The following is a 26,996-nucleotide window of genomic DNA, read 5'->3' as shown; positions in this document are numbered from 1 at the left end:
ATTGTTAGTTTTTAACGGGATAAATTTAGAAGAATACTTCGGGAAGAAATATGAACAGGGATTCTTTATGGTTAACGATATAAGAGGTCGAGGGATTTTGAGCGATGAGGTTAATAAGTTAGCGGCACCCCACCGTCCAGGCTCATACTATTTAGGTAAAAGGACTCCTGAGAGAGTTATAGAGGTAGACTTCTCTCTTAAGGGAGTCTCTCTTTTTGAATTAAGAAAACGGATAGACGAACTAAATGGTTTGTTAGATACGGATGAGCCTGTGGAAATATCGTTCACAGACGAGCCGGAATTAATCTACTACGGAATTAAAGAGTCAGTCGAAGAAAAGCTTGAAAAATCTAATATTCACCAAGCAACTATTTCAATAATTTGCCCAATGCCATATAAGTTAGGGCCTACTAAAACATTAGAATTTGAAATGGATGGGCGTGGGTTAATAGCAAATGTTCAAAACAAAGGAAGTGTAGAATCCAATCCAATTATAGAGGTTGAAGTGACAAAACCTTCTACATTTCTTGATGTATGGAATGGAACGAATTATTTTCGCATTGGATATCCATTAAAAGCAGACCAGGTTCCAGTGGAAAGAAATCAACGTGTGTTATGGGACGAAATGGGGACAACCATAGGATGGACGGATGTTCCTAAAACAGAAGATATGACTGGTGGAGGAAAGTTTAAATCGGATGGATACCGTTTTATGGCCGAGTATCTAGGTGAACCTACAGTAAAAGGATGGCATGGTTGCATAGCCAAAAAGAATATTCCGCAAGGACCTTTACAGGATTTTATCATGCAAGCTTATGTACACATTAATAGTTATCATTGGGATCAAATGGGTCGTGTGGAAATCGGTCTTCTTGATGAAAATAGCGATTATGTAGCCCGTATATCAATGAGTGATGTCCAATGGGAGGCAGAGCAAAACAGTGGATTTGCTAGTGTGGGTAACAGTAAGAAACCTGGTGGGCAAGTTTTAATTAATGAACATGGAGATCATCCAGATACTTGGACTAATTTTAGAGGGCGATTATGGCTCGCTAGGACCGGTAATAGATGGGAAGCGTATATTTCTAAGTTTATATTAGGTACGGAGATTGATGACTCGGAACGATTTGTAGTTTGGATAGACGAGAATAATGTCAATATGAATAAAGTCGCTCAAGTACAAATCAGTATATCACAGTTCTCTAACAACATGTTTTGTTCGCAAATGAGTATCGATGATTTGAAAATATGGAAAGTCAATATGAATACACAAGATACCCCACCATATATTTTCGATGTTGGGGATAAAGTAGCCATTGATACAGAGAGAAGTATTGTTACTATAAATGGTAAGAGTGCTATTAATCTAAAAGATATATTTAGTGATTATCCAGTTATTAATAAAGGTTCTAATAAATTAGAAATCATGCCTTCAACCGTCGGAATAGCCAAAGTAACATATAAGGAGCGATTTAGATGAGAACGCCAAGTGGGATTTTACATATTGTTGATTTTAAAACAAGTCAAATCGTTTCCAATATACAACCAAAAGACTATTGGGATGATAAACGACATTGGGAGATAAAAAATAACATTGATACATTAGAGTTCAAAACATTTAATGGGACATCTCATGCAATTACCTTGCAACAACAAAACTTAATCCTAAAAGAAGTACGTGATGGTCGTATTATTCCCTATGTAATAAATAATGAGGTTGAAAAAGATTCAAATGATAAGTCACTTACTGTACACGCTTCTGGGGCATGGGTCCAAATAGCAAAAAACGGCTATATAATGCCGCAACGTATAGAAAGTAAGACCGTAAATGAGTTTATCGATATGGCCCTGATAGGTATGAAGTGGAAACGCGGTAGAACGGAATATGCGGGCTTCCATACAATGACAGTCGATGAAATTATAGATCCTCTTACATTTTTAAATAAAATCGCTTCGTTATTCAATTTAGAAATTCAATATCGTGTAGAAGTGGTTGGCTCTCAGATTACCGGTTGGTACGTTGATATGATAAAGAGACGTGGACAAGAAACCGGTAAAGAAGTCGCTTTAGGTAAGGATTTAGTCGGTGTAAGACGAATCGAACATTCACGAGATATTTGTACAGCTTTAGTAGGGTTTGTTAAAGGTGAAGGCGATAAAATTATTACTGTTGAGAGTATAAATAACGGACTGCCTTATATTACAGATAGCGACGCTTTCCAACGGTGGAATGAGCAAGGGAAACATAAATTTGGTTTCTATACTCCTGAAACAGAAGATCAGAATATGTCTCCAGAACGACTTATGACACTTATGAAAACCGAATTTAAAAAACGAATAAACACATCCGTTTCCTATGAAGTTGAAGCGCAAAGTATTGGACGAGTATTCGGATTGGCGCACGAATTAATTAATGAAGGCGATACAATCCGGATTAAAGATACTGGATTTACACCGAAACTTTATTTAGAAGCACGCGCAATTGCTGGTGATGAGTCATTTACTGATCCTTCACAAGATAAATATGTGTTTGGAGACTATCGTGAACTTGTTGATCAGTCTGAAGAATGGCGTCGTTATTATAAACAATTGGTATCGCAACTAGGTGGAAAAGCAACACAAGATTATGTTGATCAATTGAAATTAATCGCCGAAAAAGCTGAAGCAGACGCAGCACAAGCGATAATTGACGCTGATCTAGCTGATAGAGCAGCACAAAAAGCGAAAGAGGATGCAGAATATGCAAAGGCGTTAGCGGATCAAATTAATAAGGATTCTGCAACCTGGCAAACAGTCATAATAGAAAGCACTAATGCACCGACAACGGGACTAGTTGCAGGAAAATCATTGTGGCTGGATATCTCAAAAGGAAAGCCAGGAATTTTGAAAAAGTGGAATGGCACAACGTGGGAAGCAATCGTTCCAGATACCAAACAACTTGAACAAGATGTGCAAACTTGGGTTAATGGCGAGTTAGACAAGATCAAAGGCGATATGGAGGATTTAGTCGATATTAATTGGCTTAATCAGCAAATGGAAGGTAAAGCAAACAAAGCAGACACCTACACAAAAACAGACGTTGACACGGCTTTAAATGGTAAGGTTTCTAATAGTAAATATACAACGGATCAGCAGGGTGTTTTACAGAAATTTGAGAACCAACAAACGCAAATTAACCAAAACGCGAAAGATATCACACTAAGCGCAACTAAAACGGAATTATCAACAGTCGATGGAAAAGTTACTACGGTTGACGGTAAACTAAACACGACAAACGGAAAAGTCGCAGGTTTAGAGGGTGATATGGTCAACGTAAAGAAAGAAGCAAGTGAGTTAAAGGTTGAAGTAGGTAAAATCAGCACGAGCGTTTCTGAAGTGACTGGAAAAGTAGACGGGATGAAATTCGGCGTTGAAAACTTGCTGATCAGATCAAAGGATAATGAAACGCCTTTCTGGGCAATAACAGGCAATACAAAAACTGCTGAAAAATATCTCGATACGAGTGTTTGGTCGTCAACTGAAGCATGGAGCGGGCTTGAATATTTAACCGCATATTTACGAGATCAAGGAGTACAGAAGTTACAAACGGACTACACATTCAGCATGTATATGCGAGTAGTTAGCCCGAATAGTGACAAGAAAGTCGATGTGAAGTTCTACTGTGGATCAGCTACAGACAACGGGAAAACAGTTGCAAACGTGGGCGCTGCATGGCAACGAGTAACACATACTTTCAAATGGATCAGTACGTCCGATGATCGTTTACGTTTCGAACCGATCAACACGGCTACGGAAATTGGAGCAACTAGGTTCGAATATGCAGCTTATCAACTGGAAGAAGGAAATATCGTTTCTAGTTACAAACCATCATCAAAAGATGCGTTCACATCGGGTGGCGGTAACGTTATTCGAAATTCAAGTTTTGATCGCGGTCTTATGGATTGGGACTACAATAATTCAACCGCTAAAGCAAAAATAACTGTTCCGCAAAATCCTGATTTAGGATCAGTTTTAAAAATCGCAAATGCGGGCGCTGCTACTGATCAATATATCGGGGTTAAACAACAATTGATCGATCTAATCCCGAAAAGCGGTCAAGTAGGCGAGCAGATTTCTATTTCATTCTTCATTAAATGGAATTCAGCAGCAGCAAATCTTAATGATGATCAATTTGCAGTAGAATTACAGGATACAACGGATTCTAACAAGCCTTTCGTATCGAACCTGTATGTTACTAGAACGGCGGTTCAACAATGGCGAAAAGTCACACACACATTTACAGTTACGAAATCATTTAAAAACCCGCAAATCGTAATATGGTTACGTCGAAACGGTGATATCGAAGTGTCGAACTTCATGTTAAACCGTGGAAACTTACCGCTCGAATGGTCGCCGTCGCCGATGGATCGTCAATTGTCCGGCGGTACTAACTTATTGTTAAATTCATCGGGTAACAACGAGTTTGTAAAACATAAAGGAGCAGCGAAACATTTCACGAATAAAGCAACCGTTACAAACGTGGGCGATTATATTCACATGGTATGTAACGATTACACTGACTCTTTCTATCAGTTCACGGATATAACAAGCGCTAAAACGGAAATGTACGGTTTTAAAGCTGATACAAATTACGTTCTATCATTCGAAGCCGACACGGATTCAACCGATATGAACTTCGTATTGTTTGAATATCTATCGAATGGGACGTTAACAGAAGTTAATACAAAAACATTTGCTTGTGTTTCGAATTGGAGAAGATATGAAGTCAGATTCCGAACTACTGCGGGCATTACGGGTTTATTCTTCAGGTTACGTTTTCCGAAAAATGCAGCATCAAACGGAAAGATTTTCAGATTTAAGAAAGTTCAAATCGAAGAAGGAGAGATTGCATCCGACTGGAATCGAAATGCCGATGATCTTACATTAAATACCGAGTTCGTCAAGAAAACATCCGAGATTATCCAAACAGTGGACGGAATCACTCAACGTGTGGAAAATACGGAGTCTGGTTTAACAGGCGTCAAAAGCCGTGTAGGGACGTTAGAAACTACATCTACTGATATTACGGCGCGTGTAACTGAAGTTGAAAAAGTGAATACTGCACAAGGCAACACGTTAACGTCACAAGGACAAACGATCACAGAGCATACGAGCGAAATTAACGTACTGAAGAATCAAATCACTTTAACCGTTTCTAAAGACGAAGCGCAGGGATATGTTTCGGCAGCAGGAAGAGAGAACATTATTAAAAACGCGGTTCTGTCTAGCGGAAAGTATTGGGGATTTCATGCAGGTGTTTCGCATGATCCGGCTTTAAATTACAAAGGATATGGCGTTTTAAAAACTGTACAATCTGGTTTAACTACTGATTCATGGCGTGGAGCGTATACAGACAGATACCCATGTGTAGGTGGTAATTATTACGTAGCGAGCGCGTGGGCGTACAGAACAACGGCAATGGATCGCGGTGCGTCGTATGAAATTCAGTTCTTTGATAAAGCGGGCAATCGAATTGGTACGGCTTATTCATCTATTACAGATGCAAACCTTCCTATCAATACATGGAAGAAATTCCAAACGGATGAATACAAAGCACCAGATAGCGCAGTTTCGATGTTTTTCCGTTTCCATGTTGTAAGAAATGGAACATTGATGATTTCGCAGCCTACGTTACAAGCGGGGAAAATTGCGTCAACTGATTTTTACCCTTCACCTTTTGATTATACGAATCAAGAGCAATTAATCAGCGACGTTTCAAATAAAGTCAATACTTCAGACTACAACCAAAAGGTAACGCAGATTGATAATCGTTTAACCATCAATGAGCAAGGATTAGATTTAAAGGCTTCAAAATCAGAAGTATATACACAAACTCAATCTGATGGTAGGTATGCTAAAGATGCATATGTAAAAGAGCTAGAAGGGCGTGTTCAAGTTACTGAGAAAAATATTCTTAGTACTGTAAAAAAAGGCGATATTATCTCTTCTATCAATCAAACGGCAGAGCAAATAACAATTGATGTTTCAAAGCTTGCTATTAACGCAGCGACAATTGTAAAGTGGCTTACGGCTGAAGGAATTGATACCAACTTTATATCTGTTCGTGGTGATAAAATTATCATCGATAAAAACGGTGTAACTGTTAAAATGCTAGACTTCCTTTTTGAAGACGAATGGGGAACAAAAACAACTGCGGTATCAAGACGAAACCTAATAGCAGATCCTGACTTTTCTAGTGTTACAAAGAAAAACATTGGGAATGCAGATTATTATGGATTTGAAGGTGGATATGGTCTTACTTGGAAGTCGTGGGGCAATGTCGTAATAGAAAAAAATACACATATATTTGATTACGAGCAAATGGTAAATGCTGCAAGGGTAGATATGTATAACTATCCAGAAGCAATCGTGAATAATGGGATACATCCTGGAAATGAATACACATTATCTGCTCATTTTAGAACAGCAATGATAAATGGGGTACGTAAAACAGGGAAGCCGCGTTTACAAGTATGCTGCGTTACATTCCGAGACAATGTAAGTTACGATACATGGCATGAACAAAAAATGGATTTTCCTGAACCGTCTACCTATTATGGAGAAATCAGAAGATACTCTTTCACTTTCAAAGTGCCAACAAACTATATTCCGCAACAGCACGCATTAATTATTAAGGTTTGTTCTGGAAATGCTGACATGAGACAAGGGACAGCGGTTTGTGTATCGGGTGTAACGCTATACAGTGGTAAATATGCATCTATGTATAACTGGGATCGAGCAGCAGCCGAAAGGGCCGATGGCCTTCAACCGTTTAATAGAATTGCTATAGGCGGTGTAAATAACAACATAGGTCCAGCTGATCATGGGCAGACCTTTGATATAAGCACAGAAAAGGATGTATTCATAAATCAACCTATTCTAACGCAGGGAATAAATTTAGGGCGTAATAAAATGGGCCAAGCTGGGTCCATTCGTTTCTTTGATGGCGGTCAAGGCTATGGGTTTTATTTTATGGGAATGGCAGGACAATGGTACAAGCTACCTAACGTTTAGGAGGAAAATATATGGATGATTACAAAGACTTACAAGGTTATCCCTTACAAGCAGGACAAGGCGCTCCGTTTGCTGGTAGGTTAGTAGATTCAGAAAGAAACGAAAACGGAGTATTTGTGCGAATTCCTTTTGATATGCTAAACAATGCCGGTTTATATGGTGCGAATAAAGTAGAGGTGTGGGGGGAAACGGATGGAACGATATATTTCCGTATTGCAACAAGATGCGAAATATGTAAACGTGGCGCGCGTTTGTACCCACTGGATATGGGGTTTGCGAAAAAGAATATTTGTTTAGAGTGTTATACATCACTTACAGGGAATTATCCATCTCAAGAACCGCCAACACCAACTAATGAAAATAACACACAAACAGAGCAGGAGCAGCAATAGCTGGTCTTTTTTTATTTTGTATAAAATACAGCTTTGAGTAAATTCAATTCATAGATCAAGAGGGGCGATATCGCTTCTCTTTTTATCTTGAGAGGAGATGGAAACAGTGGAAGATGCAATTTTTAATTCAGTTATTCAACAAGGAGCATTCGCAGGATTATTTGTGTGGATGCTTTTTACCACGCAAAAAAAGAATGAGCAACGTGAAGCGCAGTATCAGGCAGTCATTCAAAAGAACCAAGAAGTTATTGAAGAACAAGCAAAAGCTTTTGGATCTATTTCTAAAGATGTAACAGAAATTAAACAAAAACTTTTTGAAGGAGACGATAAATAATGGGTTACACTGTAGATATTTCAAAATGGAATGGCGATATTAACTGGCCTGTAGCAAAACAATACATTGATTTCATAATCGCTCGTGTACAAGATGGTTCAAATTATGTAGATCCATTGTATAAAGAATATGTACAAGCCATGAAGCAACATGGTATTCCTTTTGGTAACTATGCATTTTGTCGATTCGTTTCTGAAAATGATGCACGTGTAGAAGCTCGTGACTTTTGGAACCGTGGAGACAAGAGCGCTACAGTCTGGGTGGCTGATGTAGAAGTGAAAACAATGGATGACATGCGAGCAGGTACACAGGCTTTTATCGATGAATTACGTAGATTAGGTGCTAAGAAAGTTGGTTTATATGTTGGCCATCATATGTATGCTCCATTCGGAATGGCAAATGTAAAATCTGACTTTGTATGGATTCCTCGTTATGGCGGGAATAGACCAGCTTATCCATGTGATATTTGGCAATACACTGAAACAGGAAATGTACCTGGTATTGGAAAGTGTGATTTGAATGAATTAATTGGAAGCAAGCCGCTATCTTGGTTTACAGAAGAGAAGCAGCCAGAACAAGCTATTGCCAATGGCGGCTATCAATATGTTAAATCTGGTGGGTTTGGTATTTCATTAGTTCAGGAAGTCGTAAACGCTATGAATGAGCGTGGAACAAAAGGGAAGGTTGTCTCTGATCCATTAACTGGTTTAGCGTACTTACAAACTGAAGTACTACCTAATGGCGAGCTTGATAAGATTACAGCTTGGATGGATGAAAGAAAATGGTGGTACGAGTATATTAAAAAATAAAACAAAAGAATAGTTTGATTGGCTAGAATAAGAACCGCCCAACAGGGCGGTTGATTTTTTTCGTTTATTTCCATTCTATTAAAGTCAGCTTCTTACAACTCTTACATTCAAATTGTCCCGCACCTTTACGTACGCCTTGTTTTCGATTGCAGTTAGGACACTCAACACGTTGATAACCAAGTCCAGCCGCAATAAGAAATGCTGAAACTATAAATAGTGGTATGGCGATAATTATCCCAATAAGAGTGACAAATAAAACTACCGATATTACAAATCCACCGATACCAGCGAGTATTGATAGTATACGAGATGCTGTACCAAAAACTGACCCTTTCTTTTTCTCAACATCAATCATAAACGATTGTCCGTCCGCGGTTTTTCGTAATTCCATAAATAAACCTCCCCACAGTATATCTACGTTAAGTATATGTTAAGTATATCAAAAAGGGCGGTAAATTTCTCCAATAAAAAAGAACGCTTTACTTAGCGTCCTCCACAACGAATAAATCTTCGATTTTCAATTCTAACGCATTGCTGATACGAATCAATGTTTCGATTTCATAACGTGACTGACGACTGAAACGACTAATCGTAGCCTCTGTCGTACCGGCCATCTCTGCTAAATCTTTTTGACGTAAGTTACGTTCAGCTAAAATCTCCGACAAACGTGGCGTCACCTTCATAGTAGTACCTCCGTCCTAATTATCCTTAGTTACATCTTACAGTTTCGTAATTATTTCGTCAATAACTATTGACTTGCGAATTACACAAGTGTAAGATGAAATCATAAATAACGAATTACACATACGTAATGTGAAAGGGGATAAGCGAAATGAATGAGTTTAAATCGTTACTAAACGCTATTCAATTCATAACATTCGAAGAACTACCCGAAGAATTACGACATGAGATTACTAACATCGTAGATTCAATCGAGATAGAAAACGGAGTATTGCTGTTTAAAGTACGTAACTTAAATGTTGGAGGCTATCTACATACGATTGTTTACATCGAAACAGAAGCGAACTATTACGTATTTACTCACGTAGTACTTAAAGCTGGACCGTTAATTAGGAAACAGACGATAAGTAAAACAACTATTAGTATGTTTCAGTTATTACGCAACGAAGATGAAGGAGGTAACGTATTATGTTCGCAAAGCTAAACAATTACTTCGGATTGGAGACGTTATCTGATCGTATTTACTACTATGGAGTCTTTGGAGTAGGCGGTACGTTGTACGCTATCGATATGTTTATTGCTTATGTACTTTAATACGTGAATTCACGTATGCGGAAAGACAATTGAATAACGGAATTTCTCCGAATAGCCTCATGTAATCATTCGTTTTTAAAAACGGAGTACACGAGGCTTAGTTTCCTATTGTCTTTTTTAGGAGATACGGAGGTAATTTCCGAACGTGGAATTGCCTGTAAACCACGCTAAAAACTGACGTTGGCTTGCTATCGGTCGTGCAGGGGACACTTGTCATGTCCCTACAAGGATAGCGCCCCGTAACGTATTCCTATTCATGCGTTGCGGGTAGGTGAGAACTTACCTTGGCTTATGCGCCTAAAAGGTTCGGGTGGTAGCCATGAGTATTAAGGTGCTCGGGAACACGTTCAGCTTGTCGCACAGGGGTGGCTTTGTGTAGTGGACAAGCCTTAGGCGAAGGGCGTGCGCGATGAAAATCGCCAAGTGAATAGGGTCTATACATACGGAACACTGACAAAGCAAGGCATGGCAAAACGTAGACACTTGTCTCTCTTACGCGCTTCGTTTATTTTTTAACGTAGCGACGTAGGGGACAAGTCCGCCTGCCAGCCGTTTTCCTAACTTCGCTTCGGCATGATAAAAACCGAAGGACCTTAAAGTCAAGAGCAAAAACGAAAAGTAACGCCACTGGCTACGAGAAGTGGAGGACGATAGTAATTGCCGCTAACTAAGCGAGTGGAAAACCATATTAGTAAGTAGTCGAGGAACAGAGTAAGGCAAACGTTGATTTTAAACGGAAATAACGAGACAATACACTGATAAAACGGAGGAGGAATTACGGTTGAGAGTTAGGGGAAGAGGAGGAGAGTTAACGTAGATTATCGAGAGTACAGTCGATAAATATGGCGGAGGACAAAGTGGATATATAATAGAAGGAAGTGGCCGGACAAGTGGTTGGTCAGCGATATAAAAGGACGGAAAACAGGACGTTTCAGTATCCGTATATTTTAAGTGACCCAACAATGGACACATAAATATTAATAAAAGAAAAGAACGCTACAAATGAGCGTCCTATGAAAACAGTTATATGGAAACTATTGAGCAATATTAAGTCGTAATTTTTATTAATAAACATACACATTTTGGGTCACAAATTGGGACACATTTATGTGGCCACGCTATATAACCTAAGTCACAATACCGCTCGGATCAAACGAATACTGCTGCTTATTCTCAATCCGCTCAATCACATCTTGCAGCTCATCCGGCTTCAGAAACTCAATAGGAGAGAAGCCTTTTTCAAATGTAAGTGTGTCTGCTTCAATCATAAGTACATATCGATCATTTACCTTCGCAATATGTATTTGATCCCCGAAATCCGCAAGCAACGCCTTCACAGAGATATGATCGGCTTTTAGTTTTAATTCCACTTCAGGAGCATGCTCAACGATTTGAGCGGTAGCTTCCATTACTTCTTCGGTTGAAAATTGTTCCATAATTTCGCGTTTCGGACTGGCAGCCCATACTTCCATTGCTTGGTCGAATTGTTCGCGTTCTTCCGTACCTTCTTCAAATACATCTTCAATTTGGTCATATACCATGTCCATTACTTGTGTTTTCATAATTTCAGGCATAGAGCGTTCATACTCGACGAATTTTAAGAAGTCTTCAAAATAACGGGCGTGTGATGCTTGATGAATTTTTAGTTCGCCTACTTCAACCATCCCTTCTTCAGGCATGTACGGATATTGGATAGATTTCATATTCTTTGTTGTGATGGCCATTTCAACGTTACGAATCAGTGTTGATTCATCAGAAATAGAAGCAACCTTTGGTTCAAAGTCGCATTTCATTACGAATACGAATGGATCATCAAAGTATTTGCGTAGTTTTGCCTGAGCAATTAAAAATACACCACCACGTACAGCGCTTGTGTCAAGATATGTATAAACGAGAGGTTCGCTCATATCTTTAAAGTTTTCTTTTGTTTCTGCAAAGCGAATACGATTAAAAAGGTTGTAATGAGGGTTTGAATCAAGTTCGTGCCCTTCTTCTACAATAAAGCGACCAATTTTTGTTGGGGCTTGTTCTGTTTTTGCATGACGTTCTACTTTTCGCTTCGATATTTTTAATAACTCACCATTCAAAAATTCTTTTAAGGAGCTATCTTCATATTCTTCAGCGTCTAAAGTTTGAAAATGTTTGTAGCGTTTATCAACTGCTTCACCTTTTCCTTCTACTTGTACAACATAAAAGGAAAGATAATTTATTTCAAAATCCATATTTATCACCTTGTTTCATTTCATTAACTCTTATCAGTATAGAGATGGAAAAAACTTTCGTCAATTTATATAAGGAAGGGGGAGCCCCTTCCTTATATAATTTTTATTTTTTCAATTAAAATCCGTCTTCTAATGCTGCGAAAGGAATATTTAGTCTGTTTTCTACTGTGCGTAAACGTTGGTTTAAGCGGTTGAGTCTACGTGTATGGCGCTCAACTGTATTTTCTAGTTGACGTACTCTTTGTTCAAGCTCATTTACGCGTCTTTCTAATTGACGATTTCCAGTGCCAGGAAAAGAGATTGGAAGTTGGAATTGTCTATTTTGGTCGTATGGATTCGTGTGCTCTGCTTGATCTATATAAGATTGATATTGTGTTTGTAAGTCATACTGTGGTTGTTGGTACGCATATTGATTATATGGATCATATGGATTGTAGGGATACATAATAACATCCTCCATTTCTTTAAAATAGGTTGAATACACCATAATGTATGTGCAAAAGCGGAGCGGTGGCACGGCAAATACCTATTTATGTTGACGGGATTTCTCTTTATCCCGCTATTTGCTGGGCAATAAGACCCCCATGTCAAAATTCAGCAGAAACAAAGAAGGTCGGGATGCCCGTAAAACCCCCACTGATTACAATTTCACTTTATAAAAAATAGCTTGAGGGTTTTTGATTTGTATTTCTTTTGTTTAATGGTATATACTGGATAAAAGGGAGAGTTTACATAAAAGTTACAATTCTATCAAACTCAAACTTTTATGTAAATATGTATAGACATTTATAAAAGAAAAGAGTAATTTATATAGAGTGAAAAATAACTTGTAACATTTTATAAACATATTGTAAAATGATTGTAACAAAACATACATAAAAATGAAATAAATACATAATAGTGATGTTGGGGAAAGGGAGAGAGTATATTGTTCCGTAAAGTAAAGGGTATATTAGTTGGGGTGTTATGTGTAGCTATAATGAGTGGCTGTGGTGCAAAAGTAAGTGATGTTGCATTGGTAAGTGATATTGGTGGGCACACTGTAGAGGCTAAAGCAGAAGTACAGGATACTATTAGTTTAGTTGATGGTCGAACTGGTACTGAAGTGAAAAAATTAGATTTATCTGGTTTAGGCTATTTTGAAGATGAAGCGAAATTTAAAAAGTCTGTAACAAAGGTTGTTGGTGAGGTTGGAAAAAGCGTCGACAAAAAAATGGTTCCTTCACGTATAGCACCTGATGGAAGTTGGCAAGAAGGAAAACCTTCTTATGAATTAATGGAAAAAGAATTAGTAGATAAATTGTTAAACGTTGGTATGTGGGATGCTACGTATCAGTTGCCGATCGTGGAGAAAAAACCAGTCGCAACATTAAGTGATGCGCAAGGAAATGGTACGGTAATTGGTAGATATGAAACGAACTTAGGTGGTTCAACAGGTGGCCGTATTGAGAATATTCGTTTGTCAGCAGCGAGCATAAATGGAGTTGTGTTAGCAAAAGGAGACCGTTTCTCTTTTAATTCATTAATCGGTGATACAACACCAGATAAAGGATATCAATTAGGGAAAGAAATAGTTGATGGTAAATTAGTAGATGGATATGGTGGTGGTGTTTGTCAAACATCTTCAACTTTATACAATGCAGCAGATCAAGCTGGCCTGAAAATGGTGGAGAGAACTACACATTCTAAAACGGTAGGTTATGTTCCACAAGGAAGAGATGCTACAATTGCATATCCATATTTAGATTTAGTATTTGAAAATACGAATGATGCACCTGTGAAGCTTTATATGGGCATTCAGGGTGGAAAACTAGTTGCTGAAGTACATAAAATGAGATAAGAGTTATAAAGCCACCTTTTCTGAAATTTAGAAAAGGTGGCTTTTTTATTATGAAAATAAAAATGTATGTAAATTCTGACTTTTCTTATTTACATAGGATGATTTTAGTTGTATCCTTCATAGTAACGGTTATATGTAATGGAAAAATATAGGGATAAGGAGATGGAGTTATTCATGGTACAAATTCATCCGAAAACACGTATTGGTCATATTGAATTTAAAGTGAAAGATTTAGAGCGTCAAATTGCTTTTTATGAAAATGTTGTAGGATTAGAGGTAATTAAGCAAGAGGGGAATAAAGCATATTTATCTGGAAAAGGTGGAAAGAACGCGTTACTTGTTCTTGAAAAGTTAGAGGACGGGGTACTGCAAGAACCGCGTACGACTGGTATATATCATGTAGCCTTTTTAGTTCCGACTCGTGAAGCTTTTGCTTCTGCGCTATTTGGGGTTCTTCGTAATAAAAATGTAATTGACAGCCCGGATGAGCAAGAAGGGCGTTATACATATTCAAATGAAATTTTACCAATTTCAAGGTTTAATAGTGCAAGTGATCATACATATAGCGAAGCTTTTTATTTGCAAGATTTAGAGGGGAATGGTATTGAAATTTATGCAGACCGTCCGCACGATCAATGGGGAGAAGGGCCAGGAGGAAGTACACCACTTGATTTAAAAGAATTGGCAACACTCGTTGATTATGAGTTTGATGGTTTGCCTGCTAATACTGTCGTTGGGCACGTACATTTACGAATAGCTGATGTAGAGAAATCACATGAATTTTATGTGGAAACAGTAGGTTTTGAAGTACAACAGCGTGAAGAGGATTGCTTATTTATTTCAGCAGGGGGATATCATCACCATATTGGTGCAAATACGTGGAACGGAGTAAACAACCCACACCCACCAGTACATGCAACTGGGCTAAAAGTGTATACGATTGTACTACCGTATAAAGAAGCGTTAGATGAAGTGAAAGAAAGATTAATAGAAAAACAACATGAAATAAATGAAACTACAAATGGGTTTGTGGTGGTAGATCCAAGTGGTATTACAGTGCAGTTTGAAATAGAAGCAGTGTAAAATAAGCGAGAAAGTGTATAATCACTTTCTCGCTTATTTGTGATCATTCATAGCTCAATCCAATATCTTCTTACTACATTCCCATCTTCCTCAGTGAAATCATCATCACGAAGTCCGCCGTTATGTAAAATCGTTTTTTCAGAAGCGGTATTCACTGCGTCGCAAACGACAAGTACTTTCGTGATGTCTAATTCCTTCGTTTTTTCTAATGATAATGCTAGTAATTTCGTAGCATAACCTTTTCTTCTTTCAGAAGGGCGAATGCCATAACCGATATGACCGCCAGTGTTAAATAAATGTTTGGTTAAACTATGACGTATATTAACAGCTCCGACAATTTTATTTTCATCTGTAACAAGCCAATATGTAGAGTCTGGTACCCAATTTTTAGGGATATTTATTCCTTTATGCGCATCGAGAAGTTCTTGAACCATAGCTGGGAAGTTGGCAGGATTTTTTGAGATAACCCACGGGATCATTGTTTCACCGCTATCTTTCCATTCGTTATAGAAATCTAAGTATTCTTCTTGTAAATCAGTAGTAGGCGTAAGTAATGAGACGTTCATTGTTAGTAAGCTCCTTTGTTTATGTAGTATTTATAAAAAATTATGATACAAAATGAAAGCGTTTTCTGAAGTTTCTCAACCTAATTTCATGTAATCCATCTTTGTTTTTTTAGAAAATTAGTGGAGGTTTAAAATTAGAAGTTATTTATTTTATGTTAATATTTTAAATATTAACATAAAACAGTCGGAGTATTAAGTGTATTTTAGTAGTATTCCTTCATGTTGATAAATGGATATTTGTGATAATTTTTGTTTTATCTATCTATAATGAATGAAAGGGGGAAGTGCCCGTGAGTGTAGATTTTGATTTTATTATACGAATCGGTGTTGCTGGCTTGTTAGGAGCAATGATTGGTATTGAAAGAGAAATTCGATCGAAAGAAGCTGGATTAAAGACTCATTTCCTCGTAGCGGTAGGAAGTGCGTTAATAATGGTTGTTTCGAAATATGCCTTTTCAGATATTGTGTTTGAGGAGCATATGTCTCTAGACCCAAGTCGTATTGCAGCACAAGTCGTTAGTGGAGTTGGTTTTTTAGGTGCAGGCACAATTATTATTCAAAAGCAGGCGGTGAAAGGATTAACGACCGCGGCTGGCTTATGGGCTACTGCCGGTATAGGATTAGCAATTGGAGCGGGAATGTATGTAGTAGGCATTGGAGCGACGATTCTCGTTTTAATTGGTTTAGAAATTGTAAGTCGTATTTTTAAGGTGCAATTTTTATTTCCACAAAATATAACAGTGCAAATGTTTGTAAATAAACATGAAGCGGTACAACAAATATTAGAAACACTACAAGTGAAAGGCATCCCAATACTCTCATATGAGGTGGAAGCTTCACAGCAAAGTACAGAAACTGTTTATAAGGTAGGGATGCAACTGAAAAATATATCGTCAGAAGAAAAGAATGAGTTTATTCAGCATATGCAAACATTACCGGAAGTTACGTTTATAAAGTTAAAATCATAGTGTTGAAAACGAGGATAGATGTAGCAGAAATTTTGCTATTATCTATCTTTTTTTGATATAAAATGCACGGAAAGTCAAGCGTTAATTTTACAGGGAATGGATACATGTGTGAACGTTACCTTGTTTTTTTCTCAATACAGGACAAAAAGTAAAAATAGTAAAATAATGGAGCGGGACACTAAAAATGTAAGGTAGGGGAGAGCATGAAAGGCTATTCAAAGAAAATGTTAGTAGGGGTAAGTTTTGCTAGTTTAATGTTAGGGAGTTTTCAAGGGGTAAGTTTGGCAGAAGATACTAAGGGAGAGCAAGTTTCTTATCGAAATGTGCTAAAAATGGAGCCAGTCGGTGTACAACTACCAGTACAAGAATTAGCTCATTCATCGAAAGTGCTCGAAAGCAAGTCTTTTGAGAAAAGGTTACAATTTGCCGATTTATCACAAAGACCACCTGAGGTGAAAAAAGAAAGTAAGCAATTAGCTGTAGCGAAAACTTATACAATTGCTGAATTAAATCAATTAAGCAATCAGCAGTTAGTAGATTTACTTGTAACAATTGATTGGGAGCAAATTACGGGGCTATTTCAGTTTAATACAGACAGTCTAGCATTCTATCAAAATGATAGTAGGGTGCAGGCGATTATTGATAAATTGAAGCAGCAAGGACAAGCCTATACGAAGGATGATTCAAAAGGGATTGAGACATTAGTAGAGGTATTACGTTCAGGATTTTATTTAGGATTTTATAATTCGGAACTTAGTAAATTAAATGAACGGAGTTATCATGATAAATGCTTACCTGCATTAAAAGCGATGGCTAACAATTCAAATTTCAAGCTGGGTACATTAGAGCAAAATAGAGTGGTATCATCATACGGAAAGTTAATAGGAAACGCTTCGAGCGATGTGGAAACGATAACATCGGCTGCAAAGATTTTTAAACAATATAATGATAATTTTTCTACATTAGCAGATAATCTTTCAGCTGGAAATGCTATTTACGATATTATGCAAGGTGTTGATTACGACATTCAATCGTATTTGTACGATACGAGGAAAGCACCGAAAGATACAGTATGGTATCAGAAAATAGATAGTTATATTAATGAATTAAGTCGTTTTGCATTAATGGGAACGATTACAGCAAAAAACGGTTGGCTTATTAATAATGGCATTTATTATACAGGTAGACTCGGTACGTTCCATAGTACAGGAACGAAAGGGTTACAAGTTGTAACAGATGCGATGAAAATGTATCCGTATTTAGGGGAGCAATATTTCGTAGCTGCTGAGCAAATTGCAACAAATTATGGCGGAAAAGATGCAAATGGTAAAGTGGTGAATTTAGATCAAATAAGAGAAGATGGAAAGAAAAAATATTTGCCAAAAACGTATACGTTTGATGATGGGGCAATTGTTTTAAAAGCTGGAGATAAAGTGACAGAAGAAAAAGTAAAACGTTTATATTGGGCGGCAAAAGAAGTAAAGGCACAATTCCATCGTACGGTTGAAAGTGATCAACCTTTAGAAAAAGGAAATCCTGATGATGTATTAACGATGGTTATTTATAATAGCCCAGCAGAATATCAATTTAATCGTCAATTGTACGGTTATGAAACGAATAACGGTGGTCTTTATATAGAAGGAACAGGTACGTTCTTTACTTATGAGCGTACGCCAGAAGAAAGTATTTATAGTTTAGAAGAATTATTCAGACACGAGTTCACGCATTATTTACAAGGTAGATATGAAGTACCAGGGTTATGGGGACAAGGGAAAATATATGAAAATGAAAGATTATCTTGGTTTGAAGAAGGAAATGCTGAATTTTTTGCAGGGGCAACGAGAACGGATAATGTTGTACCGAGAAAGAGTATTATAGGAGGATTATCTTCAAATCCAGCAGAGCGTTATACGGCAGAGCGAACGTTAAATGCAAAGTATGGAACGTGGGATTTCTATAATTATTCCTTTGCTTTACAATCATATATGTACAATAAGAGATATGATATGTTCGATAAAATACATGATCTTATTAGGAAAAATGATGTAACAGCATATGATGCATATCGCTCTACATTAAGTAAAGATGCGAATTTAAATAAAGAATATCAAGACTATATGCAAATGCTAGTTGATAATCGTGAGAAATATAATGTGCCATTAGTATCAGACGATTATTTAGCGAATCATGCATCGAAGCCAGTTTCAGATATTGCAGCAGAAATAACAGCGGAAGCAAAATTGAAAAATGTATCAGTGAAGAAAAATAAATCACAGTTCTTTAATACATTCACACTACAAGGAACATATACAGGAACTGCAGCAAAAGGAGAATATGAAGATTGGAAAACAATTACACAAAACGTTAATGATACGTTAAAACGTTTAAGTGCAAAGGAATGGACAGGCTATAAAACAGTAACAGCATACTTCGTAAATTATCGCGTGAATACATCAGGACAATTTGAATATGATGTTGTGTTCCACGGTATTAATACAGAAGAAGGTGCAGAGAATAAAGCACCAGTTGCAGTTATAAACGGTCCGTATAGCGGAAATGTAAATGAAGCAATTTCATTTACAAGCGACGGATCAAAAGATGAAGACGGGAAAATTACTTCGTATAAATGGGAGTTTGGTGATGGAGCAGTAAGTAATGAGCAAAATCCAACTCACGTATATACAAAAGAAGGAACGTATACGACGAAATTAACGGTAACAGACGATAAAGGAGCAACTAATACTGCTACAGCGACTGTAACTGTTCAAAAGAAAGAAGATAACAGTGTAGAAAAAGAACCGAATAACTCATTCCAAACAGCAAACAAATTGCAGTTAAATCAAGTTTTACGTGCTAGTTTAGGAAATGGCGATACAAGTGATTTCTTTGAAATTAATGTGGAGACTGCTAAAAACCTTCAAATTAACGTAACGAATGAAAATAATATCGGAATGAACTGGGTACTTTATTCTGAAGCAGATTTAAATAATTATGTTACGTATGCTCAGCAACAAGGGAGTAAACTAGTAGGTAGTTACTATACGTATCCAGGGAAGTATTATTTACATGTGTATCAGTATGGCGGGGGGACAGGGAATTATACGGTGGAAGTGAAGTAGTAAAAGGGGAGTTGTCTTGTTCAATGAATGGAAAAAGGTCTGTACTTTAATGAAAAAACAACTGCAGGCAATGTCTCTAATGATAATAACAAATTAAGTGTCGCGAGATGTTATATTTATATTAAACCAATCTAATCAGTAAATAAGATAAAATTGATGAACTAGTATTTCATCACGATGTAAGAAAAGTTATAAATATTAAGTGTTTTTAATTGAATTAAACTAAAGGATCAGAGTGTATCTGTAACAATAGATAGGCTCTGATCCTTATTATATTTAATTAACGCATATGAATTTAAGATAATTAATAAATAAGCTAGCTAGCGGGATTCTTAAAATTCATTTATGTAATTAACTAAACAGAAAATTGTTATCACATTAGCAAGGGATACTAATAGAAAAGCGTGTCCCTTTACCTAATTCACTCTCTATTTCTATATCTCCGTTTAATTCTCTAATAATACTATAAGCAATCATAGTACCAAGCCCAGTTCCTTTTTCTGTTGTTGAATAGAATGGCAAAGCAATTCGTTTTATTTGTTGAGATGACATCCCAATTCCTGAATCAATAATATCAATTATGATATTTCCTTTTACTTTTTGTATATTTATTTGTAATAATCCACCATTTTTCATAGCCTCAATTCCGTTTTGGATGATGTTGTTTAGACAGAGTTTGAATTTTTCGGGGTCCCCATTTATATAAAAGGAATCTGTACTATTTTGTTTGATTTCAACTTTGTATGATAGAGCGAGTGGTGAAATAGTATCTTTCACCTGATTTAAAATGTGATTAATATCTATTTTTTCTTTTAGGGTGTTCTGTGGTTTGGTTAAAGATAAATAGTTATTAATAGTAGATTGTATTTGCTGCATTTCAATTAACATGATTTCTAAGTATTGATCCTGAGATAGCTTAGAGGCATGTTTTTCATTTAATAATTGAGTGAATCCATGTACCGTGGTTAGTGGATTGTGGATTTCGTGTGCAATTGACGCTGCTAGTTCGCTAGCTATATAAAATTTTTCAGCCCGTTGCAGTTTTTCTTTCATTTTATATTTCTCAATCATTTCCTCTATAAAATAAACTGATAATAATACTGTGAAAATATTAATGACTATATAATTTAATAAAAATTCTATGAGAGTAGAGTCTATTTTACCTCCTGTATTTATTTGAGTTACAATACCGCAAATAGAAAGGGAAGCTGTACATACTAAAATAAGAAGTAAGCTTAATAATATCTTTTTTTCTTTAAAATACATAGGTAATAAGTAACGAGAGAGCATTGTTATAACAGAAATGATAGTAAAGATAATAAATGATGGAAGAACGCCATTTCCGCCTAAGTAAAACCGGTAAGAAAGATATAAAATTCCTATAAAAACAATGTTTTTTGTATTTCCATATAGAAAAACTAATATAATAGGAATAAAACGTAAATCATAAATAAATCCCACATGTAAATGAAAAGGAAAAGTCATACAAAAAATAATAGCAATGGAGGAAAGGATAGAAAATAACATATTATTACATGTTATTTTTTCTTTAAACTCTAGCCAAAATACGTGATAGCTAAGGATACAAATTATTATAATAAAGGTATTTAATAAAAGAGTAGAAATTCCCATAGTTTTGCATCTCCGATAGTTTGTAAGTAGAATTATGTATGAGTTGGACATAGATGTTTAGTATTAGTAGACTTTTTATCTAAAAAAGGAAGGGTACTTGAAAAGTGCTGTCATATTACTCGTATTAAAATTGATAAGGAAAATAGAAAAAATAATAGATAAAAAATCTATTTAAATTTATGTACATATGAAATTATAAAATAACTTTTGTATAGGTGAAATTTGGATTGAGTTACTGATAAAATAAGTCTTTTTAAGTATGAATATTCTGTGAAAATGATATGCGTGGTGACTCCTGTTTTGTAGCCTTCGTTATATTAACATGGAATATATCAAATTACAAAGTGAAATTTTAGAAAAATTTTATTAGTACATTTTATCTGAAATAGAAATGCTATTTATTTGAGTATTTTGGTACTTACTCGTATAAAACTTTGTTAGAAAAAGACTTTAAAATTTACATGTTTTTTATGAAGTGTAATATTGTAGCTTTATCTATGTGGCTTTCTCAATAACTATTAAGGCGAAAGGTTTAAATATATAGGTTTATAGATATGAATTATTACATAAAAACGCACTTAAAAAAGGATGTATGATGGTAATAGAATACAAACATCAAGGGGGAACTTAAAATGAAGTTAAATAAACTAGTGCTTAGTTGTGGAGTAGTTTCAGCATTAACACTTGGTGTGTTAGGGAATAATACTTATGCTGAAGAAGTACACAAAACGAATGATCCAATTCATGTAGTTGAACATGTTTCTGCAGACTTATTATTAACCCAAACAATGAATTATAGTGGCGAGGCTGTAACTTCTTTCGTATATGATGGGAGTACTGACTTAAGCTTCTCTATGAAAAATAATGGTCAAAATACAATGGGATATAGTGTAAAAGGTCCAAATACAGAGCTAATTGTTGGTGGTTATATAAAACCTGGAGAACAACAAATTAATGTTACAAATGTACGGAATGCTTTATCTCCATTACCGAATGGAACATATAAAATTTACGTTTCAAATGATGATGGTTCTAAGGGACAATTCCAAGTTTCAGTAAGATCTATGAATTAAATTTAAAACGCTTTGTTTTTAAGTTAATTTAATCTTTGCTTATTGGAAAGAAGCTAAAATGAATTGAGAATTACCGATAAAAATGAAAACGAGCACCTTATCTAATTGTGAGAGGGTGTTCGTTTTTTGCTATTAAACAGAAAATAATTATAAATATATTTTGATATCCCCATTGCTAACCTACTAGATTGTGTCAACTAGAGAATGTCTACTATAAAACATATTAAAATAAAGATGATGTAACATTCCGCTAAATTATATGGGGAAATAGAAAAACCACCCTTATATGAGTGGTTTTTAGTAATTATTTTTAGGTTATACATTTAAAATTAGGCTAAGTTATAGAAATAATAAACATTTAATCCGTTGTTATTATTTTGGTTCTGGATAATGATTGTAGTATGAGATTCTAATAAATTCTTGGTAGACATTTGTTAATTTGGCATCTCTAAGAGCATCGTTGAATTTTTGCATACGTACACTCCCTTGAGCGTAGCCTCCACCTGGAGTATAAGGGTTTCTAGCTTCAAAGTCATCCAAAAATACTTTTAATTTTTTATAGTCTTGAGATTGATAGAAAGCCACGGCCTCTTCAGGAGTGACATCAAAGTAAGAGGATGACGTTGAGTTATAAGAAGCTGCTTGAGCAGTAGGTGCCTCTAGCATAGTTGCAGCTCCACCGAACATAGTAAGCGCCATAGAAGATACAATAATTTTTTTAAACATAATAAAACCTCCATGTAGAATATTAGATTAATAGTAATCCCGTAATCATTATAGTTACAATGAAAATGATTATCAAATGCAATATTGCATAATATATCCCGTTATTTTTGGGCAGTAAGACTCCCGCCCAAAAATTCAATGAAAGCAAAGAAGTTAGGTGGGAATCGGGCGAATTAAAGTTTCACTTTATTATTTGAACGAGAAGTCACCTTTATATTTAAATGGAGGAGTGTAATAGATTAAAAGAGGTGTATAAATTACTCAGGTTAACAAGAAAATGAAAAGGCTATTTTTAATAGGGGAAAGCTTAATAACTGGAGTAAAGGAATTGCTATTTATATATTTAACATACATATTTGTCTTTTAAATTGTAGGCGTGTTTTAGAATTTGTATATAGTAAATTCGTTAAAAAACTTGATAAATAATAAAATGTGTAAATTTTTTGACTATTTTATTAAAATTATTTAATATTTGTAATTTATTGTTTTATAATGATAATTGGGTCGATCGTGAATGTTTTAGATATTGCGATATATACTCGGATTAATTTATTCTAGGGAGGTTACAAAATTGGGTAAGAGAGTCATTATAAGAGTTTTTACATTATTATCAGTACTGGCATTATTCCTTAATGTATTTTTACCTAGGGCTAGTGCAGAGGTTATGACGCATGAGAAATATTCAATGGACTGGAGTTATAGTAATAGTCTAGGTAAGTACATTCGCACTGAAATGATTAAAAATTCAAGTGGTCAAATTGCTTATTGCTTAACCCTTGGATTAAAATCACCAAATGGTGAAGATCTTCCTGAAATGGGGAAAACAGATAATGTAGTATATAGAGTCTTATTAAATGGTTTCCCGCAAAAAAGTGCTGAACAGCTGGGAGTAGCTAATAAAAATGAAGCGCATTATGCAACGCAACTTGCGGTTTGGAATGCATTAGGTCAACTCAATGTAAATGAATTAAAACATGAGAATAAAAATGTTGAAAAAGCAGCTAAGACAATTATTAATGCTGCTAATAATAGTGGGGATACGCAAGATATTTATATGAATGTTATCCCAGCTGAAAAACAAAAAGCAGAATTAAAAGGTGAATTCTTCGAAACGAATCTATATACAGTACAAACAAATGCTAAGAGTGGTTCTTATAAAGTAGTAGCGAAAAATGCACCTAATGGAGTTAGAATTGTTAGTGAAAATGGAGAAGTGAAAGATCAGCTTTCAGTTGGAGAAAAATTTCGTATCCAAATTCCTAAAAATACAAAAACGGGTGAATTTAATTTAAGTGTTGCTGCTAATTTAACTAAAGTTCAAGCAATTGCTTACCGTGGTACGGATACTGTTCAGAATGCTACAGTACTATTAGAAAGAAATGAAGAAAAGCTTAGTAGTGATCTTGCAGTAAATTGGGAAGCAGCTGGTTCTTTAAAAATTAAAAAAGTTGGAGAAAATGGAGAAGTTTTAGCTGGTGCAGTATTTGAGGTCTTTAATGCAAATAATGAATCAGTCGGAAAAATCACGACTGGTGCTGATGGTATGGCAGAATTAAACAACTTACCAATTGGTACTTACACATTAAAAGAAATTAAAGCACCAACAGGCTATGTTTCAGATGATAAACCACAAACTATTGAAGTTAAGACAGGGGAAACAGGAGCTGTCCAAATAGTAAATAACAAAGTAAAAGGTAACATCGAAATTAAAAAGCTTAGTGATTCAGGAAAGATTTTACCAAATGTTGAATTCACAGTCTTCACTGAAGATGGAAAAGAAGTGAAAAAAGTAGTAACAAAAGAAAATGGAATTGCAAACGTTGAAGATCTTACGTATGGTAAATATTATTTCTTAGAGACAAAAACACCTAATGGATATATTGGAAATAAAACAAAGTATCCTTTTGAAATTAAAGAGCACAATAAAACACTTACTTTTACAGTGGAAAATACCGAAGTGAAAGGTAGTGTAAAATTACTAAAAGTAGATAATGAAGATATTAGTAAAAAATTAGAAGGTGCAGCATTCGAGCTAAAAGATGCAAGTGGAAAAGTAGTTGGGGAATATAAGACAGATAAAAATGGTGAGATTAACGTCAAAGATTTAGCGTATGGTAAATATTCATTTGTAGAAAAGGCTTCTCCAAATGGTTACGTTCTTGTTAAAGAACCGATTACGTTCGAAATAAAGGAACATGGAAAGATTATTGAGTTATTGGCAGTTAATCATCTTATCAAAGGTGATCTAGAAATTACAAAGGTAGATGTGGCTGATGGAAATAACAAGCTTCCAAATGCAGAATTTACAATTTATAACGAAGCAGGAAAAGAAGTAGTAAAAGGTAAAACAGATGATAAAGGTATCGCTAAATTTGAAAAGCTACCATTTGGAAAATACACATATAAAGAAACTGTTGCACCAAACGGTTATATCTTAAATGAAGAGACGTTTTCTTTTGAAATTAAAGAGAATGGTCAAATCATTAAACACGTTGTCAAAGATGAGAAGATTCCTTCAATTAAAACAACAGCATCTGATAAAAAAGATGGTACAAAAGAAATGCACACTTCTAAGTCTGTAACAATCCAAGATAAAGTGGAATTCAAAGACCTACAAGTAGGTAAAGAGTACACTTTAAAAGGTAAATTAATGGATAAAAAGACTAATAAATCATTCGTTGTAAATGGTAAAGAAGTAACAGCTGAAACGAAGTTTACACCAAAAGAAGCAAATGGTTCTATTACATTAGACTTCACATTTGATGCAACTGGTTTAGAAGAAAAAGAAGTAGTAGTATTTGAAGAGTTACTGAAAGACGGAAAAGTTGTTACGACACATGCTGATATCAATGATAAAGGTCAAACAGTTAAGTTCGTTAAGCCATCAGTAAAAACGACAGCAACAAATAAAGCTGATGGTGGAAAAGAGATTCATTCAAAGGATTCTATCACTATTCAAGATAAAGTGGAGTATACTAACTTAGTTGTAGGTAAAGAGTACACTGTAAAAGGTAAACTAATGAACAAAGCTATTAACAAACCATTATTAATTGATGGTAAAGAAGTAACAGCTGAAACGAAGTTTACTGCAAAAGAAAAGAATGGGTTTGTAACATTAGACTTTACTTTTGTTGGTGCTGAACAGCAAGGAAGAGAAGTAGTCGTGTTTGAAGATTTATTACATGAAGGTCAAGTAATTGCAACTCATGCTGACATTAACGATGTAGGTCAAACAGTTCGATTTGTAGAACCTTCTATTAAAACGACAGCAACAAATAAAGCTGATGGTTCTAAAGAGTTAGATGCTTCTAAATCTGTAACAATCCAAGATAAAGTGGAATACAAAGACTTAATCGTGGGTAAAGAATACGTAGTAAAAGGCAAACTAATGGATAAAGCAACCAACAAACCATTATTAGTTGATGGTAAAGAAGTAACAGTAGAATCTAAGTTTACTGCTAAAGAGAAAAATGGTTCTATCACACTAGATTTCACATTTAATGCTTCTGCATTACAAGGTAAAGAAGTAGTAGTATTTGAAGAACTGTATCAAGATAATATATTAGTAGCTATTCACGCTGAAATTGAAGATAAGGGACAAACAGTGAAATTTAAAGAGGGAAAATCGGAACAACCTAAACCAGAACAGCCAAATTCAGATGAAAATACGCCAACACCAGAGCAACCTAACGAGCAAGTAAAAGAACAACCACAACTTAAGAAAGAAATTCAATCTAAAATTGGATGGTTACCGCAAACAGGTACTAATCTTACAAGTTGGATTTCTATGGCTGCAGGAGCATTACTGTTAATTGCTGGTGGAGTTATTTTCTTAAAACGTAAAAACGCATAAAAACTAAAAAATAAGCACATCTGTTTTTATAACAAGATGTGCTTATTTTTA

The 26,996-nt window shown here is 35.5% G+C and carries 20 protein-coding genes; 13 read left to right on the top strand and 7 right to left on the bottom strand.

Annotation, left to right across the window (positions count from 1 at the left end):
* Nucleotide 1 precedes the first annotated feature (1 nt).
* From MHB52_RS18060 to MHB52_RS18040, 5 genes are all read left to right on the top strand, one after another.
* Nucleotides 2-1,480 carry a distal tail protein Dit gene (locus MHB52_RS18060; RefSeq protein ID WP_340767755.1) on the top strand — a complete coding sequence of 493 codons (1,479 nt, stop codon included), beginning with the start codon at nt 2-4 and terminating at the stop codon, nt 1,478-1,480.
* Nucleotides 1,477-7,053: a phage tail spike protein gene (locus tag MHB52_RS18055; protein WP_061663297.1), complete on the top strand. Its 5,577-nt coding sequence runs from the start codon at nt 1,477-1,479 to the stop codon at nt 7,051-7,053. Before MHB52_RS18060 ends, MHB52_RS18055 begins: the two co-directional genes overlap by 4 nt.
* Before the next feature lie 11 nt (nt 7,054-7,064).
* Complete coding sequence (locus tag MHB52_RS18050) at nt 7,065-7,445, top strand: hypothetical protein (RefSeq protein ID WP_098607081.1); 381 nt, start codon at nt 7,065-7,067, stop codon at nt 7,443-7,445.
* 106 nt (nt 7,446-7,551) lie between these two features.
* Nucleotides 7,552-7,779: a BhlA/UviB family holin-like peptide gene (locus tag MHB52_RS18045; RefSeq protein ID WP_061663517.1), complete on the top strand. Its 228-nt coding sequence runs from the start codon at nt 7,552-7,554 to the stop codon at nt 7,777-7,779.
* A complete protein-coding gene (locus MHB52_RS18040; protein ID WP_061663518.1) occupies nt 7,779-8,588 on the top strand; it encodes a GH25 family lysozyme in 810 nt (269 codons plus the stop codon). The genes MHB52_RS18045 and MHB52_RS18040 overlap by 1 nt, the downstream gene beginning before the upstream one ends.
* 64 nt (nt 8,589-8,652) lie before the next feature.
* Here the strand turns inward: MHB52_RS18040 and MHB52_RS18035 are convergent, their stop codons facing one another.
* Nucleotides 8,653-8,979 (bottom strand): hypothetical protein, encoded by a 327-nt coding sequence (locus MHB52_RS18035; protein WP_061663519.1) that lies wholly within the window; start codon nt 8,977-8,979, stop codon nt 8,653-8,655.
* An 88-nt stretch (nt 8,980-9,067) separates the two neighbouring features.
* The gene (locus MHB52_RS18030; protein WP_000869305.1) at nt 9,068-9,271 is read right to left on the bottom strand and encodes a helix-turn-helix domain-containing protein; all 204 of its coding nucleotides are present in this window, start codon (nt 9,269-9,271) and stop codon (nt 9,068-9,070) included.
* A gap of 149 nt (nt 9,272-9,420) precedes the next feature.
* Between MHB52_RS18030 and MHB52_RS18025 the strand changes: the two genes are divergently transcribed.
* Together MHB52_RS18025 and MHB52_RS18020 are read left to right on the top strand one after the other, a co-directional pair.
* Entirely contained in the window at nt 9,421-9,753 is a 333-nt protein-coding gene (locus tag MHB52_RS18025) for a hypothetical protein (protein WP_061663520.1), read from the top strand.
* Complete coding sequence (locus MHB52_RS18020) at nt 9,738-9,863, top strand: DUF3961 domain-containing protein (protein ID WP_170963246.1); 126 nt, start codon at nt 9,738-9,740, stop codon at nt 9,861-9,863. The genes MHB52_RS18025 and MHB52_RS18020 overlap by 16 nt, the downstream gene beginning before the upstream one ends.
* A 1,127-nt stretch (nt 9,864-10,990) precedes the next feature.
* Here MHB52_RS18020 and MHB52_RS18015 read toward each other — a convergent pair.
* Nucleotides 10,991-12,085 carry a DUF3900 domain-containing protein gene (locus tag MHB52_RS18015; RefSeq protein ID WP_061663837.1) on the bottom strand — a complete coding sequence of 365 codons (1,095 nt, stop codon included), beginning with the start codon at nt 12,083-12,085 and terminating at the stop codon, nt 10,991-10,993.
* Between the two features lie 115 nt (nt 12,086-12,200).
* Nucleotides 12,201-12,530, bottom strand: coding sequence for a hypothetical protein (locus MHB52_RS18010; protein WP_000283715.1), 330 nt, complete (start codon nt 12,528-12,530; stop codon nt 12,201-12,203).
* Nucleotides 12,531-13,013: 483 nt separating this feature from the next.
* Between MHB52_RS18010 and MHB52_RS18005 the strand changes: the two genes are divergently transcribed.
* Together MHB52_RS18005 and MHB52_RS18000 are read left to right on the top strand one after the other, a co-directional pair.
* Nucleotides 13,014-13,925, top strand: a complete 912-nt coding sequence (locus tag MHB52_RS18005; RefSeq protein WP_000488971.1) for a VanW family protein — start codon at nt 13,014-13,016, stop codon at nt 13,923-13,925.
* Between the two features lie 174 nt (nt 13,926-14,099).
* Nucleotides 14,100-15,008, top strand: a complete 909-nt coding sequence (locus MHB52_RS18000; protein WP_044795258.1) for a VOC family protein — start codon at nt 14,100-14,102, stop codon at nt 15,006-15,008.
* Nucleotides 15,009-15,055: 47 nt separating this feature from the next.
* On the opposite strand, the gene MHB52_RS17995 is transcribed toward MHB52_RS18000, so the two are convergent.
* Nucleotides 15,056-15,574 (bottom strand): GNAT family N-acetyltransferase, encoded by a 519-nt coding sequence (locus tag MHB52_RS17995; protein ID WP_061663836.1) that lies wholly within the window; start codon nt 15,572-15,574, stop codon nt 15,056-15,058.
* A gap of 290 nt (nt 15,575-15,864) precedes the next feature.
* Between MHB52_RS17995 and MHB52_RS17990 the strand changes: the two genes are divergently transcribed.
* Entirely contained in the window at nt 15,865-16,542 is a 678-nt protein-coding gene (locus MHB52_RS17990) for an MgtC/SapB family protein (RefSeq protein WP_000109721.1), read from the top strand.
* A gap of 203 nt (nt 16,543-16,745) precedes the next feature.
* On the top strand, nt 16,746-19,661 hold the full coding sequence (gene colA, locus MHB52_RS17985) for a collagenase ColA (RefSeq protein WP_061663835.1): 2,916 nt from the start codon (nt 16,746-16,748) through the stop codon (nt 19,659-19,661).
* Nucleotides 19,662-20,039: 378 nt separating this feature from the next.
* Here colA and MHB52_RS17980 read toward each other — a convergent pair whose 3' ends face one another.
* On the bottom strand, nt 20,040-21,293 hold the full coding sequence (locus tag MHB52_RS17980; RefSeq protein WP_000513019.1) for a sensor histidine kinase: 1,254 nt from the start codon (nt 21,291-21,293) through the stop codon (nt 20,040-20,042).
* A gap of 632 nt (nt 21,294-21,925) precedes the next feature.
* Here MHB52_RS17980 and MHB52_RS17975 point away from each other — a divergent pair.
* Nucleotides 21,926-22,366 (top strand): hypothetical protein, encoded by a 441-nt coding sequence (locus MHB52_RS17975; protein WP_000773525.1) that lies wholly within the window; start codon nt 21,926-21,928, stop codon nt 22,364-22,366.
* A 372-nt stretch (nt 22,367-22,738) separates the two neighbouring features.
* Here the strand turns inward: MHB52_RS17975 and MHB52_RS17970 are convergent, their stop codons facing one another.
* Entirely contained in the window at nt 22,739-23,092 is a 354-nt protein-coding gene (locus MHB52_RS17970) for a hypothetical protein (protein ID WP_000473483.1), read from the bottom strand.
* 571 nt (nt 23,093-23,663) lie between these two features.
* On the opposite strand from MHB52_RS17970, the gene MHB52_RS17965 reads away from it, so the two are divergent.
* A complete protein-coding gene (locus MHB52_RS17965) occupies nt 23,664-26,945 on the top strand; it encodes a VaFE repeat-containing surface-anchored protein (RefSeq protein WP_044795256.1) in 3,282 nt (1,093 codons plus the stop codon).
* Nucleotides 26,946-26,996: the final 51 nt, after the last annotated feature.

The sequence above is a fragment of the Bacillus sp. FSL K6-0073 genome, assembly GCF_038006085.1.
Taxonomy (GTDB): Bacteria; Bacillota; Bacilli; order Bacillales; family Bacillaceae_G; genus Bacillus_A; species Bacillus_A cereus.
This window is presented reverse-complemented; position numbering and strand designations above follow the sequence as displayed.